Below are 15503 nucleotides of genomic sequence, written 5' to 3'. Positions count from 1 at the left end.
CCTTCGCACGGAGGGCATGCCGAAGAACACGACACGCCGGGTGAGGGTATGGAGGATCGCGGGATGGGGGGTCAGTGACAGATGGATCCGTGCAACCGGCACAGATCGATGTGCAGCCGTTCGACGAGCCACACGAACACCAGAGAAAACCTCACAAGCCCTGCAAACACACCTGTAATGCGGAGAATTCCCCGGGGAGAGTGTGATCTAGGCCACAATCTCCTTGATCTTCTCGATCAGTCCCACCCGCTCCTCGTGCGTCCTGCCGAGCGGCGCCACGTTCAGCGTGGTCACGCCTGACTCCTTCAGCGCCTGCACACGATCGCGCACGAACCCCTCGCTGCCGATCAGCGACATCCGCTCCAGCAACGCCGCCGGAACCATCGCGGCGGCCTCCTCCTTCTTGCCGTCGAGGTAGAGGTCCTGGATCAGCTCGGCCTCCTTCTCATAGCCGTAGCGCCTGGCCAGGTCGTTGTAGAAGTTCCTGCCCTTGGCGCCCATGCCGCCGATGTAGAGCGCCGCCATCGGCCGGCCGAACTCCAGCAGCCCGGCCACGTCGTCGCCGATCGCCAGGGACGCCTGGGCGATCACGTCCAGCTCGCCCAGCTCGGGGTCGCGCCTGGCCTTCCCCGCGGCCAGCGAGGCGCCCCAGACGTCGGCGGCCTTCTCCGGGACGTAGAAGATCGGCTCCCAGCCCTCGGCCAGCTCGGCGGTCAGCTCCACGTTCTTGGGGCCGATGGCGGCGACCACGATGGGGATGCGGGGGCGTACGGGATGGTTGATGATCTTCAGGGCCTTGCCCAGGCCGGTCCCCTGGCCGGGCGGGAGCGGCACCGTGTAGTGCTTGCCGTCGTACTGGAGGCGCTCGCGCCGCCAGACCTGGCGGCAGATCTCGATGACCTCCCTGGTACGCCCGAGCGGCGCGGTGTACGGCACCCCGTGGAACCCCTCGATCACCTGCGGCCCCGAGGCGCCCAGCCCCAGCGTGAAGCGCCCGTCGGAGACGAAGTCGAGGCCCGCCGCCGTCATCGCCATCAGCGTCGGCGTGCGCGAGTAGATCGGCAGGATGCCCGAGGCGATCTCCAGGCGTTCTGTCCGCGCCGCTATGTACCCCATCTGGCTGACGGCGTCGAACGTGTAGGCCTCGGCCACGAACACGATGTCCAGGCCGGCTCTCTCGTAGTCGGCCAGCTCGGCCACCGTCTCCTTGAAGCCGCTCGAGTAGCTGAGTGACATACCGATGCGCATGCGGGCTCCCACCGAACCGAATGATGTTCTGTCGCGACGGGAACATGTTATCGCGCCGGGCTCGCGGGGCCGAGCCGCTAGCCTGGTTCAAGTGCTGAGCCGGTTCGTCGTCGTCGTGTCCGCCATCGTGGCCGTGGCCCTGGCGGGGCACCAGCTGATCCCCGCGCTCGGCGGGTTCACCCCGGTCCTGGAGAGCCTGCTGCCCTGGATGGGGCTGGCCGTGCCGCTGCTGCTCACCGGCGCCGCCCTGGCACGCTCCACCGCGGCCGCCGTCGCCGCGCTGGTGCCGGGGGTGGTGTGGGCGGCGATGTTCGGCTCCACGCTCTTCCGCTCGCCGCCGGGCGGCGCCAGCGACCTGGCGGTCGGCACGGTCAACGTGGGCGTGCGCAACAGCGCCTCCGGCGAGGCCGTGCGGGTGATCGCCAAGGACCTCGACGTCCTGGCCGCCCAGGAGCTGACCAGGGGCGGGCCGGCGGCCAAGCAGCTCAACAAGATGTTCAAGTACCACTATCCGGTCAGCACGGTCGGCCTGTGGAGCCGCTACCCGATCAGCGAGACCAAGCCGCTCGACATCGGCCTGGGCTGGCCGCGCGCCCTGCGCGCGGTGATCACCACCCCCAAGGGCAAGCTGACCGTCTACGTCATGCACCTGGCCTCGGCCAGGCCCGGCGAGACCACCTCGCGCGACAGCTCGCTGGCGCACGCGCGCAAGCTCATCGACGCCGACCCGAGCAAGCGCATCCTGCTGCTCGGCGACCTCAACACCGCCACCACCGACCGCGGCATGCGCGGGCTGACACCGCCGCTGACCGACGCCCAGAACGCGGCCGGCGACGGGTTCGGGTTCACCTGGCCGTCCGAGTTCCCGATCACCAGGCCGGACCACATCCTGTACAAAGGCATGACGGCGACCAAGGCGGGCGTGGCCCCGGCGGCCGGCAGCGACCACAGGGCCGCGATCGCCTCACTCCGCCTGTAGCGGCGCCTGCAGGAGGAGACCCAGGTCGGCGGGCGTGTCGATGTCCGCGGGATCGCCGTGGTCGTCGCACGGCACCGCGGTGACCAGCTCGGGATGCGCCTTCATGAACGGCCGAGCCCCGACGTCCCCCACGGCCAGCTCCGCCACCTCGGCGAAGTGCTCGCGGGCGATCAGCACGGGGTTCCTGCGCCGCCCCCCGTATGTGGCGACCGCCAGCCCGGCGCCGGAAGCGATCAGCGCGCGGACCGCGCCGGACCTGATCAGCGGCTGGTCGACCAGCGCGACCACCACCGACTCCGCCTCCCGCGGCAACGCCGCCAGCCCGACCCGCAGGGACGAGCCCATGCCGGAGACCCAGTCCGGATTGCGTACGGTCACCGCTCCCCGCACCTGCACCGTGGCCGCGCCGAGCACGACCACGACCGGATGGCAGCCGCCCTCCTCCAGCAGCCGCACGCCGCGGTCCACCAGCCGCTCGCCCTCGAACTCGACCAGCGCCTTCGGCTGCCCCAGCCGGGAGCCCCGCCCCGCCGCCAGCAGCAGCCCGGCCACACCGGAGCGCTTCATGGGACCTCGTGGTGGATGCGGCCCTCGGTCACGGACAGCGGGCTTCCCGAGCCGCCCCAGCGGAGCTGGATGAGCTCGGCGGCGATCGACACGGCCGTCTCCTCGGGGGTGCGCGCGCCGAGATCGAGCCCGATGGGCGACCTCAGCCGGGCCAGCTCCTCCTCGGTGAGCCCGGACTCGCGCAGCCGCGCGAGCCGGTCGTCGTGGGTGCGGCGCGAGCCCATGGCCCCCACATAGCCGGCGCTGGTACGCAGCGCCACCTCCAGCAGCGGCACGTCGAACTTGGGGTCGTGCGTGAGGACGCAGATGACCGTGCGCTCGTCCACCTGCACGGAGGCCAGATAGTCGTGCGGCCACTTGACCACGACCTCGTCGGCGTCGGGGAAACGCTTGGCGGTGGCGAAGACCGGCCGCGCGTCGCACACGGTCACGTGATAGCCGAGGAACTTGCCCACCCTGGCCACCGCCGCGGCGAAGTCGATCGCCCCGAACACCAGCATCCGCGGCGGCGGCGCGAACGAGTTCACGAACACCGCCAGGTCGTCCAGCCGCCGCTCCCCCTGCTCCCCGTAGTGCCGCAGGCCGGTCAGGCCCTGGGCGAGCATGCCGCGGGCGTCGTCGTCCACCGCGTCGTCGAGGCGGGCCGGGCCGAGCGTGCCGGTGGAACGGTCCGGCCGGATGATCCGGCGGGCGCCGATCCGGCCGGGGCCCGAGGCGACGGTGGCCACGGCGACCGGCTCGTGCGCGTCCACGGAGGCGGCGACCTCGCCGAGTTCGGGGAAGGTCTCGATCGAGACGGGCTCGACGAGGATGTCGATGATGCCGCCGCAGGTGAGCCCCACGGCGAAGGCGTCGTCGTCGCTGACGCCGTACCGCTGCAGGACGGGCGCGTCGATCTCGGCGGCCAGCTCGAACACCGCGCCCTCCACGCAGCCGCCGGACACGCTGCCGACCACCTCGTCGCCGCGCACCGCCATGGCCGCACCCGGCTGTCTGGGCGCGCTGCTCCACGTGCCCACCACGGTGGCCAGCCCGAACCTCAGCCCGGACCGCCACCACTTCATGATCTCCGGCAGCACGTCACGCATGGGCGAGCCTTTCACTGAGTCGCTCGTAGGCGGCCAGGCTGTGCCCGGCCACCAGGTCGTCGAGGTAGGGGAGAACGGCCCGCATGCCGCCGGTGAGCGGCTGGAAGTCCGCGTATCCCTTGTGCGGGTTGACCCAGATCACTCGATACGCCTGCCTGGCCAGCCTGGCCATCTGCGTGCCCAGCAGCTCCGGATCACCGCGTTCCCACCCATCAGAGGCGATCAAGGCTACCGCGCCTCTGGCGCTGTAACGGGCGAGGAATTCCTTGAGTTCCTCGCCCAGCCTGGTCCCGCCGCTCCAGTCGGGGATGGCCTTGGAGACCTCGTTCAGCGCGGTGCCGGGGTCGCGGTGGCGCAGCTCGGCGGTGATCGGGGTGAGCCTGGTGCCGACCGAGTAGACCTTGGTCGCCCTCGGCTCGCTCCTGACCAGAGCGTGGGCGAAGCGCAGCAGGGTCTCGGCGTACGGGGCCATCGACCCGCTGACGTCCACGAACATCACGACGGCACGCGGCCTGGTGGTGTGCCTGCGGTGGCGCAGCCCGGCCACCTCGCCCTTCCTGAGCGCGTCGCGGATGGTACGGCGCTGGTCGAGGCGGCCCCGGTGGGCGTGCTCGTAGCGCCGGGACCGCCTGCGGGCCCGCCCGCCCTTCAGCATGGCCAGCATCCGGTGCACCTCGGCGCGCTCGGCCTCGCTCAGCCGCGCCACGTCCCGGTTCCGCAGCACCTCGGCCCGGCTCGCGGTCGCCGGGGCCGTCGTCCCGTCGTCGCCCCCTTGCTCGCCATCGCCCCGCGTGGCCAGGTGGCGGGTGACGCTCGTGGTCGCGGTACGCGTCATGGCCGCCTTCTGGCCGCCGAAGTAGGCGGCGAAGCAGCGGTCGTAGCGGGGCAGGTCGTCGGGCGTGGCGCACAACGTGAACCGCCCCGCCCAGTACACCTCGCCCGGATCGCTCACATCAAGGTGGTCGAGTGCCTTCAGCAGGTTCCGCGTACGCTCGTGATCGGCCGCGACGCCCGCCGCCCGCAACGTCCTGGCGAACCCCGTCATGGTGGCGGCCAGCTCATCCATGGGCCAGCAGCCCGTTGCCGATCACGGCCGCCACGTCCTCGCGGTACTTCAGCGCGGCCCCCAGCGTGGCGGCGGCCAGGCCCGGGTCCAGCTCCTTGGCTCCCAGCGTCAGCAGCGCCTCGGTCCAGTCGAGCGTCTCGGCCACCCCCGGGGGCTTGATCAGCTCGGCCCGCCGCAGCCGCTCGGCCGCCCGCGCCACCTGCGTGGCCAGCGTCTCGGTGCACTCGGGCAGCCGCCGCAGCAGGATGGCGACCTCGCGGTCGAAGCTCGGGTGCTCCAGCCAGTGGTAGAGGCAGCGCCGCTTGAGCGCGTCGTGCACCTCGCGCGTGCGGTTGGAGGTCACCACGACCACCGGCGGCGTCCTGGCCTTGATCGTGCCCAGCTCGGGGATGGAGATCGTGAAGTCGGAGAGCACTTCGAGCAGGAACGCCTCGAACTCGTCGTCGGCCCGGTCGATCTCGTCCACCAGCAGGACGCTCGGCTGCGTCTCGACCGCCTTCAGCAGCGGCCTGGCGATCAGGAACCGCCGGTCGTAGATCTCCCCCTCCAGCCTGCTCACGTCGGTGACCCCGGCGGCCTCGGCGGCCTTGAGGTGGAGGAGCTGACGGGCGAAGTCCCAGTCGTACAGCGCCTGGGCCGCGTCCAGCCCCTCGTAACACTGCAGCCTGATCAGCGGCGCCTTCAGCAACGCGGCCAGCGTCTTGGCCAGCTCGGTCTTCCCGACCCCCGCCTCGCCTTCGAGGAAAAGCGGCCGTCCCATCCGCAACGCCAGGAACGCGGCCGTCGCCAGCCCTTCGTCAGCCAGATAAGCATGCCGGTCGAGGAGCTCGATGAGCTTGGCCGGCGACTCGATGTCCATTGCCCTGATTGTCCGCCGCAGCACCCCCACAGGCTACGTCGACACCTCGCCTTCGCGATATTCACCCACAACAGCCATCACAAGCTGTAAGCTCTCGCTCACCGAACGAAGGGACGGCAAGGCATGCCCCCGGCCTTGCACACGCGGCCCATGCTCGATTCCCGCGCTGACATCCGCATCACGACGGAGGAAGGCAGACCGATGCCCGCCCACCCTGGCGCCCCGGAGTCCTGGGACGACTGCTCGGTGTCCCCGGAGCTCCGGGAGAAGGGCAAGATCGTCGCCGCCCGCAGGGCGATCGACGTCGCCCTGCAGTCGCGCTTCCTCTGGATCAGCCGCGAGAAGCGAGAGGCCATCTCCACCTGCGAAGACCTCGACGTCCTGCAGAAGTGGCTGATCCGCATCCTGACGGTCGACACGGTCGACGAGCTCTTCGTCCCGACCGACTAGACGTCAGAGGCCTCCCCGCGCTCCCGGATCAGGGCCCGCAGCTCCGCCGTCGCCCGATCGGCGCGCGCCTTCTCCGACCCCTGGATGCCCATGATCCCGACGGTGCTTCCGTCGGAGAAGTCGATCCGCGGCCACGGATCGCCCACCACCATCGTGACCTCCAGCGCCTCCGGCCACGAGTACCGATGGGTGCGCAGCGCGTTGACGATCGTGAGGCCCCGCTCGTCGGCCTCCACCCGCACCCGGCCGAGCAGATGGAGCACGTACGCCACCGCGCACCCGAACGCCACGATCGCCAGGCGGTCCGGCAGCTTGAACGGCTGCGCGATGAGGGCGGCCATCACCACCGCCCCCACGACGATCAGCGTGGCGAAGCCGTAGGCGACGACTCGTCCGCGGCGTGGACGCCAGGTGACGGGCAGGGGCGGAGGGGATACGGGCTCTGACACGAGGGAAACCTACCGCAGGTCAGTGGAGGCCCCGCAGGAGGAGGGCGGTCTCGAGCGCGGCGATGGTCGACTCATACCCCTTGTCCTCCTTGCTGCCCGGCAGGCCCGAGCGGTCGAGCGCCTGGTCCATCGACTCGCAGGTGAGCACGCCGTTGCCGACCGGCGTCTCCTCATCCAGCGAGATCCGGGTCAGGCCCGCGGTCACCGAGTCGCAGACATACTCGAAATGGGCCGTCTCGCCGCGGATGACCGCGCCCAGCGCCACCACCGCGTCGCAGCGGCGGGCCAGGGCCTGGGCGACCACCGGGATCTCCAGGGAGCCCGGCACGCGTACCACCGTAGCCGTGGCGCCGCTGTCGTCGCACGCCTGCACGGCCCGCGACACGAGCTGGTCGGTGATCTTGGCGTGCCAGCTCGCCGCCACCACCCCCACCGTCAGCCCCGCCGCGTCGGGCGCCGCCGCCCCCGGCCGTCCTTCTCCACTCATGGGCCCTCCCCCGTCGGTCGGATCGATCTCTCGCTCACGAAGCCTCCGAGATGTCGTGGCCGAGGCGGTCGCGCTTGGCCTTGAGATAACGCTCGTTGTAGGAGTTCATCGCCACGGGCATGGGCTCACGGCCGAGCACCTTGATGCCGTAGCCGTCCATGCCCTTGAGCTTGGCCGGGTTGTTGGTGAGCAGCCGTACGGACTTGACGCCGAGGTCGGCGAGGATCTGGCCCGCGTTGGAGAACTCCCGCGCGTCCACCGGCAGCCCCAGCTCCACGTTGGCGTCCACGGTGTCGCTGCCGTTGTCCTGCAGGCTGTAGGCCCGCAACTTCGCCAGCAGCCCGATCCCCCGCCCCTCGTGGCCGCGCAGGTAGACGACCACGCCGCGGCCCTCCTGCGCGATGGCCCCCATGGCGTGCTCGAGCTGCACCCCGCAGTCGCAGCGCAGCGAGCCGAACACGTCGCCGGTCAGGCATTCGGAGTGGGCCCTGACCAGGATGTTCTCACCATCGGACAGGTCTCCGAAGACGAGCGCGACGTGCTCGCCGCCGTCGAGCGCGCTGGCGTACCCGTAGGCCCGCCACATCCCGTACGCGTTCGGCAGCCGCGTCTCGGCGACCCTGGTGACCATGCTCTCGGCCCGCCGCCTGTGGTCCACGAGCTGCTCGATGGAGACCAGCGCCAGATCGTGCTCGTCGGCGAAGCGGCGCAGCTCGGGCAGCCTGGCCATGGTGCCGTCGTCGTTGACCACCTCGGCCAGCGCCCCGGCCGCCGACAGCCCCGCCAGCCTGGCCAGGTCCACGGCCGCCTCGGTGTGGCCGCGCCGGGCCAGCACGCCGCCCTCGTGGTAGCGCAGCGGGAAGACATGCCCGGGGCGGACCAGCTCGTTCGGCTCGGTGGCCGAGTCGGCGAGCGTGCGGATCGTCTTCGCCCGGTCGGCGGCGGAGATGCCCGTGGTGACGCCGTCGCGGGCGTCCACGGTGACCGTGTACGCCGTGCGCATGCGCTCCTTGTTGTTGAAGACCATGAGGGGCAGGCCGAGCCGGTCGAGCTCCTTGCCCTCCATGGCCACGCAGATCATGCCGCTGGTGTTCCTGATCGTGAACGTGCACAGATCCGGCGTGGCCTTGGCGGCGGCGAAGATGAGGTCGCCCTCGTTCTCCCTGTTCTCGTCGTCCACGACGACGACGGGCTTTCCGTTGCGTATGTCCTCGATCGCACGCTCGATCGGGTCGAGTTTGATGTCAGTCATTGGGCCACCGCCATTCCCAGAGGAGAGGTGCGGTATTCGCGCAGCCACTTCACGAAACCGATCAGCACCAGGACGAAGAACACGCCGTACACCGCGCCGGAGACCACCAGCCCTGAGCTGAACGCCAGCGGCACTCCGACCAGGTCAACAGCCACCCACACGATCCAGAAGTCCACCAGCGCCCGGCCCTGCGCCCATGTGGCGATGGCGCTGCCGACGAAGATGTAGGCGTCGGCGGCCACCAGGAACCCGCCCTTCGGCAGCGGCACCTGCGCGCCCCACGACAGGCCGGTGACGTAGAACAGCAGCCCGACCACGACGGTGCCCACCAGCATGATGCCGATCAGCAGCGACCGCTCCCACCACTGGGCGGGCCTGACCGCCAGTTGCTTGCCGTTCTGGGTGCCGCGCCGCCACGCCCACCAGCCGTAGATCGCCAGCGCGGCGAACAGCGCCTGCTTGAGCGCGTTGCCGGTGATGTGCGCGTTGATGGAGGCGATGAACAGCAGCACCGATCCGGCGAACTGCACCGGCCACGTCCACATCGACTTACGCATGGCGAGCAGGACCGTGGAGAGGGCGGCGATGTTGCCGACCAGGTCCGTCCAGAGCACGTGTGTGCCGAATATCTCGAATCCGGCGTTGGCCCAGTTCATTGCCTGACAACCAGCCTTTCCACATACTTCGCGATCACGTCGACCTCGATGTTCACCTCGTCGCCCACCTGGCGCTCGCCCATGGTGGTGAGCTTCAGCGTGGTCGGGATGAGGCTCACCCCGAAGCTTTCGTCGTCAACCGTCGTGACCGTCAGGCTGATTCCGTCGATCGCGATCGAGCCCTTCTCCGCGACGTACGGGCTGAGCGCCTCCGGCAGCGAGAACCGCAGGTCGTCCCAGCTCTCGCCGGGGTCGCGCGACAGCAGCACGGCGGTGCCGTCCACGTGGCCCTGGACGATGTGGCCGCCGAGGCGCTGGTCGGCGCGTACGGCCCGCTCCAGGTTCACCGCCGATCCCTCGGTGAGCCCGCCCAAGGAGCTGCGATCGAGCGACTCCCTGATCACGTCCACGGTGAAGACGTCGTCCTTGGCCTCCACCACCGTGAGGCATACGCCGTTGACCGCTATCGAGTCGCCGTGTTTGGCGTCGGAGGTGACGATCGGGCCGCGTACCGACAGAAGGGCTCCGCCGCCCGCTTGCTCGATGGCCACCACGTCGCCTTTTTCCTCAATGATTCCGGTGAACATCAGGTCTCCCTGCCTGGTTGGATCGCGGGCCGGGCGATTAGCCGTACATCCGGCCCGATGGGGGAAATTTCGTCAAATGTCAGGCGGTGGATCTCGCCGATCGTCCGCACGCCGGCCGCGCCGAGCGCGGCCGGCCCGGACCCCAGCACCGCCGGAGCCAGATACGCCACCACCCGATCGACCAGTCCCTGCCCGATGAACGCTCCGGCCAGCGTCGGCCCGCCCTCCAGGAACACGCTGACGATCTCGCGCGCGGCCAGCTCACGGAGCAGGGCGTGCAGGTCGAGGCCGCCGGCGTGGCGGGGTAGGCGCAGCAGGTCGGCCTTCAGCTCCGTCTCGACGTCTTCTGCGACGGCGACCAGCGTGGGGGCGTGGTCATCGAGAACGCGCGCGGACTGGGGCGTCCTGCCCTCGGGATCCACCACCACCCGCACCGTCTCGCCACGGCTGACGGAGTCGATGCTCGGAACGCCGGAGTGGCCCTGAGCGGCGTTGGGCCGGGCCGTGAGGTGGGGGTCGTCGGCCAGCACCGTGCCGATGCCGGCCACGATCGCGTCGGAGGCGGCCCTGAGCCGGTGCACGTCGGCCCTCGCCTCCGGTGAGGTGATCCACTGGCTGGTGCCGTCCTCGGCCGCCGACCTGCCGTCCAGGGTCGCGGCGAACTTCCAGGTCACGTGCGAACGCCGCAGCCGCGCGTACGTCAGCCACTCCTCGTTCACCCGCTCCGCCGCCCCCGCCAGCACCCCGGACGTGACCGCGACCCCGTGGTCCCGCAACCGCGCCGCGCCGCCCGCCGCCTTCGGGTTGGGGTCGGACACGGCGATCACCACCCGGGCCACGCCCGCGTCGAGCAGGGCACGGCTGCACGGGCCCGTCCTGCCGGTGTGGTCGCAGGGTTCGAGAGTCACGTACGCGGTGCCGCCCCTGGCCCGCTCCCCTGCCTGCGCCAGCGCGACGACCTCGGCGTGCGGCCCGCCCGCGTACGCGTGGAAGCCCTCGCCGACGACCTGCCCGGCGGCGTCGAGCACGACGCAGCCCACGACGGGGTTGGGGGTGGTGGTGCCGTGACCATGCCCGGCCAGCTCGACGGCGCGCGCCATGTGGGCGGCGTCCTGCTCGGGTATCTCCACCCGGGGATCTCCTACTCGCCAGTAGCTGCAAGCCACGGCGGGCCCCGGGGGATTTCACCGCGATGCTGGTATGCACCACGGCAGGCGCCCGGCTGGGACGCCGGACACCTCGCGCGCTTCCTCCCATCCGGACTTTAACCGTCGGTCTCGGAATTTCACCGAGTCAACCGGCCGATGGCATCGGCCGGGTCGCGGACTATAACCGCCGGTTCGGAATTTCACCGACCCCGGAGCACGCTAGCTCTCTTCCAGTACCAGTTTGCCATGCCTCACCCGAAACATGCGACCGCCCCTCCCAAAGTGAGCAAGCGCTAGGTTGAACGAGGGACCCTCAGGCGGACGCGATCCCAGACAGCACAGCCTCAGGCGGCCATGAACCCAGACGGACAGGGCTCATACGGGCAGGGCTCGGGCGGCCATGGGCTCAGGCGGCCATGAGCCGACGCGCTCTGCGTGCCGCCGGACTGTAGAGGACCTCGCCCGGCACCAGCCCGATCCCGGTGTGCAGGGTACGCAGCGTCGCCGTGGCCCACAGGTCGCCGACCGGCGTGGCGGGCAGCCCGTACAACCTTCTCGCCCAGCGCGGCAGCGTGGCGAACGCGAGCAGCGTCAGCATGGGCATCGCGGGCTTGAGCGGGGTCAGCATGCGCGGGAGCGGGGCGTTGAGCGAGAGCCGCAGCGGATGAGCCGCCTCGGGAACGAAACGCAGCCCGGGGCGTTCGGCGTCGATGTAGTCGCGCAGCTCGGCCACCGAGCCTGGCACGTCCTCCGGCGCCAGCCCGACCACCTCGGCCGCCCGCCGCCACTCCGCGACGAACATGTCGGCCTCGTCGTCGGACAGCCGCACCCCGGCGCGACGGGCGACCGACAGATAGGAGTCCACCTCCCCCACGTGCACCCAGCGCAGCGCGTCGGGCTCGTCGAGGCGGAAGGTCACGCCGGTATCGGGATCGTGGGCGGTCAGCTTGGAGTGGATCTTGCGTACGCGGCGGCCGGCCCGTTCGACCTCGGCGTGGGTGCCGTACGTGCGCACCCGTACGAACTCGGTCGTCCGTACGAACCGCGACCACGCCTCCTGCGGATCCATGAGTGCGGAGTTCTGCAGCACGCCCCGCATCGCCTTCGGATGCAGCCCCTGCATCAGCAGCGCGCGGATGCCGCCCACGAGCAGGATCGGCTCGCCCATCACCCGCCACGTCACCGAACGGGGCCCGAAGATCCCATTGTCGCCCATAAGTGGATAGTTACCCAGGTGATGAGCGGTTTATGTCACGAAATAGCGCGATTGGCCGCTGCCCGAAGCGCGTCGATGGCGGCCACCGGGTCGGAGGCCCCGTACACGGCGCTGCCCGCCACGAACACATCCGCGCCCGCCTCGGCGCACCGCTCGATGGTGCCCGCGTCGACGCCGCCATCAACCTGCAGCCAGACCGTGCCGCCGTGCCGCCCGATGAGCTCACGCGCCCGCCGGACCTTCGGCAGCACGACGTCGAGGAACTTCTGCCCGCCGAACCCCGGCTCCACGGTCATCAGCAGCAGCATGTCGATCTCGCCGAGCAGGTCTTCGTAAGGCTCGACGGCGGTGGCCGGGCTGAGCGCCAGACCGGCCCTGGCCCCGAGCGAACGGATCTCCCGCAGCGTACGGATCGGGGCCTTGGCCGCCTCCGCGTGGATGGTCACGCTGCCCGCCCCGGCCTCCGCGTACTGCGGCGCCCAGCGGTCGGGGTCGTCGATCATGAGGTGGCAGTCGAGCGGCGTGGCGGTCGCCTTGCGCAGCGCCTCGACCACGGGCAGCCCGAGGGTCAGGTTGGGCACGAAGTGGTAGTCCATGACGTCGACGTGCAGCCAGTCGGCATTCGGCACGGCGGCGGCCTCGTCGGCGAGCCTGGCGAAGTCGGCGGCGAGGATGCTGGGCGAGATCTGTACGGCCATGATTCCCCAAGTCTAGTGACCCCCCGGCACCCTCCCGGCACCCTCCCGGCACCCTCCCGGCACCTCCGGCGGCCCCGGCACCCCTCCCGGCACCCTTCTCGGCCGCCGGCACCCCTCCCGGCACCTTTGGCGAACACCGGCGCCCGTCCCACCCCTCTGAGAACACCCGGCACCTCTAGTGAACGACCTGTGCCCGCCTCGCCGCCCTCGACATGAGCCCGAGCCTGATGAACAACACAGGCGCACCCACCTGCACCCAGAACGCCAGCAACGCGTACCCGATGTAGGTCACCACGGCGCTCTCCGGCATCACTTCGCGCTCGGCGTACCAGATGAGCACCGCCACCACCGTCCCGAGCGCCCACCGCGCGGCGCGCAGACCGAACGGCCCGCCCGCGTCGAACCAGCCGAGCCGGTACATGATCGACGCCCCCGCCAGCGTCCCCAGCAACACGCCCGCCATGGTGACGATCGTGTCCAGGCTCTCCGGATCGATCGCCCCCGCCGCCCCCCAACTCCGCGGCGGCACCCACCCCGCGTACGGAGCATTGGCCAGGACGGCACCGCCGAGAAGGACCGCGGACAACACCGCGGAGGCGGCGAGCTGCACCCACAACGCCTGCCGCCGCCACCAGAGCGTGGCCGGCCGCTCGAACCGGCCCACCACCAGCAGCACGGCCACCCCCAGCAACACCCCGGCCACCACGTCCGAGATGAAATGCACCCCGAGGTAGACCCGGCTCAGGCACACCAGCGCGACCACCACCGCCGCCACCCACCACGCCCAGGGCCTGGCCACCGCCATCGCCATCCTGCCCAGACCGGCGGTGCCGATCTGGGCGTGCCCCGACGGCAGCCCGAAGGCCCCCTCCACGGAGAACGGGTGGATCCTGGCGTCGATCCAGTACGGCCTGGGCTGGTGAGCGGCCAGCTTGCCGATCGCGTTCGTGGCGGCGGCCAGCAGCACCGTGAGACCGAGCCGCAGGCCGAGGGCCGGGCTGACACACCAGTACAGGACGGGCAGGCAGAGCAGGAAGAAGGTGTCCGTACCGAACACCGACACCAGCTCCATCACGGGCCGGACGGCGTCGGGCCAGTTCTGAAGCCAGATGATGGGCCCCAGCTCCGCCAGGTGAAGGTCATCCAGGAAGTCCACGCCGTCGATCGGACCACACGGACCACCTCAAGTGCCACACCATCCGCCCCACCGCCGGCATGCGAGCCCGGCGAGAGGCGTCCAGCCCCTGCGTCAGGAACGCTTGCGCAGCAGGGCCAGGAACATGGCGTCGGTTCCGTGCCGGTGCGGCCAGAACTGCGCGTGCGGCCCGTCGCCGAGATCGTCCACCTCGGGCACGTAGGCGCGGGCGTCGAGCTGCTCCACATCTTCTCTGCGCCGGAGAGCGTCACCGACCACCACCTGAGTCTCGGCCAGGTGCGGCGAGCAGGTGACGTAGGCCACGACACCCCCCGGGCGAACGGCGTCCAGCGCCGTCTCCAGGAGCCGCCGCTGCAACCTGCCCAGCTCGGCGATCCCGGACGGATCGCGCCGCCATCGCGCCTCGGGCCTGCGCCGCAGCGCGCCGAGCCCGGTGCAGGGCGCATCGACCATGATCCGATCGAACGTGCCAGGCCGCCACGCGGGCTCGGTGCCGTCGACCGTGACGACCGACGCGTCCTTGGTGGTCTGCCACACCAGCCGCGCCCGGTGGTATTGGACATCGGCGGCCAGCAACCGCGCCCCACCGGGGAACGCCTCAGGAGCCCCCGCCGCAGCGCTGTCAGGGGAGCCGCCGTGCCGCGCCTCATCGCTCAGTCCGGCCAGATCGCCATAGACGGCGATGGCATCCAGGAGCCCCGCCTTGCCACCGGGCCCCGCGCACATGTCGAGCCAGACCTCGTCACCATCCCCGGAGAGCGGCACGCGCGTCAGGGCCAGGGCGACGAGCTGGCTGGCCTCGTCCTGTACGGCGGCGCGCGTCTCGGCGACGGCCTCGATCTGCCCGGGATCGCCTTCGCGCAGGTAGGCGGCGTACGGCGAGTAGCGGCCCGGCATGGCCCCCGAGTCCTCCAGTTCCTCGACCGAGCTGCGTCCCGGCCGCGCGACCAGGGTCACGAGGGGGCGGGCGTTGTCGGCTTCGAGCAGGTCGGCCATTTCGTCGCCCCCGCCCAGGGCGTCGCGGAAGGCGGAGACGATCCATCGCGGGTGGCCGTAGGCGACGGCGAGGTGGCCGACCGGGTCGTGGGCCGGGTCGGGCGCGACGATGGGCACCCATTCCTCGATCGTCCTGGAGCTGATCTTGCGCAGGACCGCGTTGACGAACTTGGCGGCGCCGGGGCCGATGCGCAGGCGTACGAGATCGACGGTGGTGCCGACGGCCGCGTGCGGCGGGACGCGCATGCGCAGGAGCTGGTGGGCGCCGAGCCGGAGGGCGTCGCGCACATCCGGGTCGGGCGCGCGGTCGCTGCACATCTCGATGACGGCGTCGTAGGTGCCGAGCCCGCGCAGCGTCCCGTATGCCAGCTCGGTCGCCAGCGCGGCGTCACGTCCCTTGATGCCGCGCTCGCGCAGGAGGCGCGGCAGGAGCAGATTGGCGTAGGCGTCGCGCTCGTCCACCGCGCGCACGACGTCGTAGGCCGCGTGCCGCGCGGGATCGCGCGCCGGTCTGCGCGGCCTCTGCGCGCGGTCCCCGCCGCCCCTGCCGCCGGACCCCTGCTGCCCCCTGGTCTTCATCCCCTCAACTTCCACTCACGCC

Annotated in this window: 17 protein-coding genes and 1 riboswitch; of the genes, 2 read left to right on the top strand and 15 right to left on the bottom strand. The window is 71.0% G+C overall.

Annotated features, from left to right (window positions below):
- Window positions 1–207 precede the first annotated feature (207 nt).
- Window positions 208–1248, bottom strand: coding sequence for an LLM class F420-dependent oxidoreductase (locus ACFPZ3_RS43635; RefSeq protein ID WP_379520269.1), 1041 nt, complete (start codon window positions 1246–1248; stop codon window positions 208–210).
- A gap of 91 nt (window positions 1249–1339) precedes the next feature.
- Between ACFPZ3_RS43635 and ACFPZ3_RS43630 the strand changes: the two genes are divergently transcribed.
- Window positions 1340–2227: an endonuclease/exonuclease/phosphatase family protein gene (locus ACFPZ3_RS43630; RefSeq protein WP_379520268.1), complete on the top strand. Its 888-nt coding sequence runs from the start codon at window positions 1340–1342 to the stop codon at window positions 2225–2227.
- Here the strand turns inward: ACFPZ3_RS43630 and ACFPZ3_RS43625 are convergent.
- The 4 genes from ACFPZ3_RS43625 to ACFPZ3_RS43610 are packed head-to-tail and all read right to left on the bottom strand — an operon-like array spanning window position 2213 to window position 5807.
- Window positions 2213–2794 carry a nucleotidyltransferase family protein gene (locus ACFPZ3_RS43625; protein ID WP_379520267.1) on the bottom strand — a complete coding sequence of 194 codons (582 nt, stop codon included), beginning with the start codon at window positions 2792–2794 and terminating at the stop codon, window positions 2213–2215. The genes ACFPZ3_RS43630 and ACFPZ3_RS43625 overlap by 15 nt on opposite strands.
- Complete coding sequence (locus tag ACFPZ3_RS43620) at window positions 2791–3882, bottom strand: XdhC family protein (RefSeq protein ID WP_379520266.1); 1092 nt, start codon at window positions 3880–3882, stop codon at window positions 2791–2793. Before ACFPZ3_RS43620 ends, ACFPZ3_RS43625 begins: the two co-directional genes overlap by 4 nt.
- Window positions 3875–4948 carry a vWA domain-containing protein gene (locus ACFPZ3_RS43615; RefSeq protein WP_379520265.1) on the bottom strand — a complete coding sequence of 358 codons (1074 nt, stop codon included), beginning with the start codon at window positions 4946–4948 and terminating at the stop codon, window positions 3875–3877. The genes ACFPZ3_RS43620 and ACFPZ3_RS43615 overlap by 8 nt, the downstream gene beginning before the upstream one ends.
- Window positions 4941–5807, bottom strand: a complete 867-nt coding sequence (locus ACFPZ3_RS43610; protein ID WP_379520264.1) for an AAA family ATPase — start codon at window positions 5805–5807, stop codon at window positions 4941–4943. Before ACFPZ3_RS43610 ends, ACFPZ3_RS43615 begins: the two co-directional genes overlap by 8 nt.
- A 150-nt stretch (window positions 5808–5957) precedes the next feature.
- Here ACFPZ3_RS43610 and ACFPZ3_RS43605 point away from each other — a divergent pair, with 150 nt between their 5' ends.
- Complete coding sequence (locus tag ACFPZ3_RS43605; protein ID WP_379520263.1) at window positions 5958–6257, top strand: hypothetical protein; 300 nt, start codon at window positions 5958–5960, stop codon at window positions 6255–6257.
- Here ACFPZ3_RS43605 and ACFPZ3_RS43600 read toward each other — a convergent pair.
- The 10 genes from ACFPZ3_RS43600 to ACFPZ3_RS43555 form a co-directional block, all read right to left on the bottom strand.
- Complete coding sequence (locus ACFPZ3_RS43600; RefSeq protein ID WP_379520262.1) at window positions 6254–6706, bottom strand: PH domain-containing protein; 453 nt, start codon at window positions 6704–6706, stop codon at window positions 6254–6256. The genes ACFPZ3_RS43605 and ACFPZ3_RS43600 overlap by 4 nt on opposite strands.
- Window positions 6707–6725: 19 nt before the next feature.
- Window positions 6726–7193, bottom strand: a complete 468-nt coding sequence (gene ribH / locus ACFPZ3_RS43595) for a 6,7-dimethyl-8-ribityllumazine synthase (RefSeq protein ID WP_379520261.1) — start codon at window positions 7191–7193, stop codon at window positions 6726–6728.
- Window positions 7194–7227: 34 nt separating this feature from the next.
- Entirely contained in the window at window positions 7228–8445 is a 1218-nt protein-coding gene (locus tag ACFPZ3_RS43590) for a bifunctional 3,4-dihydroxy-2-butanone-4-phosphate synthase/GTP cyclohydrolase II (protein ID WP_379520260.1), read from the bottom strand.
- The gene (locus ACFPZ3_RS43585; protein ID WP_379520259.1) at window positions 8442–9101 is read right to left on the bottom strand and encodes a nicotinamide mononucleotide transporter family protein; all 660 of its coding nucleotides are present in this window, start codon (window positions 9099–9101) and stop codon (window positions 8442–8444) included. Before ACFPZ3_RS43585 ends, ACFPZ3_RS43590 begins: the two co-directional genes overlap by 4 nt.
- Window positions 9098–9688 carry a riboflavin synthase gene (locus ACFPZ3_RS43580; RefSeq protein WP_379520258.1) on the bottom strand — a complete coding sequence of 197 codons (591 nt, stop codon included), beginning with the start codon at window positions 9686–9688 and terminating at the stop codon, window positions 9098–9100. The genes ACFPZ3_RS43585 and ACFPZ3_RS43580 overlap by 4 nt, the downstream gene beginning before the upstream one ends.
- Window positions 9688–10818 (bottom strand): bifunctional diaminohydroxyphosphoribosylaminopyrimidine deaminase/5-amino-6-(5-phosphoribosylamino)uracil reductase RibD, encoded by a 1131-nt coding sequence (gene ribD, locus ACFPZ3_RS43575; protein ID WP_379520257.1) that lies wholly within the window; start codon window positions 10816–10818, stop codon window positions 9688–9690. The genes ACFPZ3_RS43580 and ribD overlap by 1 nt, the downstream gene beginning before the upstream one ends.
- A 109-nt stretch (window positions 10819–10927) precedes the next feature.
- Window positions 10928–11058: riboswitch (FMN riboswitch) on the bottom strand.
- Window positions 11059–11242: 184 nt separating this feature from the next.
- Window positions 11243–12052 (bottom strand): oxygenase MpaB family protein, encoded by an 810-nt coding sequence (locus ACFPZ3_RS43570; protein ID WP_379520256.1) that lies wholly within the window; start codon window positions 12050–12052, stop codon window positions 11243–11245.
- 35 nt (window positions 12053–12087) lie between these two features.
- Entirely contained in the window at window positions 12088–12750 is a 663-nt protein-coding gene (gene rpe / locus ACFPZ3_RS43565) for a ribulose-phosphate 3-epimerase (RefSeq protein ID WP_379520255.1), read from the bottom strand.
- Window positions 12751–12925: 175 nt separating this feature from the next.
- Window positions 12926–13906 (bottom strand): phosphatase PAP2 family protein, encoded by a 981-nt coding sequence (locus ACFPZ3_RS43560; RefSeq protein WP_379520254.1) that lies wholly within the window; start codon window positions 13904–13906, stop codon window positions 12926–12928.
- Window positions 13907–13999: 93 nt separating this feature from the next.
- Window positions 14000–15481: an RsmB/NOP family class I SAM-dependent RNA methyltransferase gene (locus ACFPZ3_RS43555; RefSeq protein WP_379520253.1), complete on the bottom strand. Its 1482-nt coding sequence runs from the start codon at window positions 15479–15481 to the stop codon at window positions 14000–14002.
- Between the last annotated feature and the right edge of the window lie 22 nt (window positions 15482–15503).

The organism is Nonomuraea insulae, from assembly GCF_042656245.1.
The sequence above is the reverse complement of the archived record's forward strand: the minus strand, read 5'-3'. Positions and strand labels throughout refer to the sequence as shown.

Bases quoted from the DNA above. Each gene is read 5' to 3' on its own strand.
- rpe (WP_379520255.1), bottom strand. From the start codon at position 12,750: ATGGCCGTACAGATCTCGCCCAGCATCCTCGCCGCCGACTTCGCCAGG.
- ACFPZ3_RS43625 (WP_379520267.1), bottom strand. From the start codon at position 2,794: ATGAAGCGCTCCGGTGTGGCCGGGCTGCTGCTGGCGGCGGGGCGGGGC.
- ACFPZ3_RS43585 (WP_379520259.1), bottom strand. From the start codon at position 9,101: ATGAACTGGGCCAACGCCGGATTCGAGATATTCGGCACACACGTGCTC.
- ACFPZ3_RS43605 (WP_379520263.1), top strand. From the start codon at position 5,958: ATGCTCGATTCCCGCGCTGACATCCGCATCACGACGGAGGAAGGCAGA.
- ACFPZ3_RS43620 (WP_379520266.1), bottom strand. From the start codon at position 3,882: ATGCGTGACGTGCTGCCGGAGATCATGAAGTGGTGGCGGTCCGGGCTG.
- ribH (WP_379520261.1), bottom strand. From the start codon at position 7,193: ATGAGTGGAGAAGGACGGCCGGGGGCGGCGGCGCCCGACGCGGCGGGG.
- ACFPZ3_RS43570 (WP_379520256.1), bottom strand. From the start codon at position 12,052: ATGGGCGACAATGGGATCTTCGGGCCCCGTTCGGTGACGTGGCGGGTG.
- ACFPZ3_RS43555 (WP_379520253.1), bottom strand. From the start codon at position 15,481: ATGAAGACCAGGGGGCAGCAGGGGTCCGGCGGCAGGGGCGGCGGGGAC.
- ACFPZ3_RS43590 (WP_379520260.1), bottom strand. From the start codon at position 8,445: ATGACTGACATCAAACTCGACCCGATCGAGCGTGCGATCGAGGACATA.
- ACFPZ3_RS43580 (WP_379520258.1), bottom strand. From the start codon at position 9,688: ATGTTCACCGGAATCATTGAGGAAAAAGGCGACGTGGTGGCCATCGAG.
- ACFPZ3_RS43635 (WP_379520269.1), bottom strand. From the start codon at position 1,248: ATGCGCATCGGTATGTCACTCAGCTACTCGAGCGGCTTCAAGGAGACG.
- ACFPZ3_RS43615 (WP_379520265.1), bottom strand. From the start codon at position 4,948: ATGGATGAGCTGGCCGCCACCATGACGGGGTTCGCCAGGACGTTGCGG.
- ACFPZ3_RS43610 (WP_379520264.1), bottom strand. From the start codon at position 5,807: ATGGACATCGAGTCGCCGGCCAAGCTCATCGAGCTCCTCGACCGGCAT.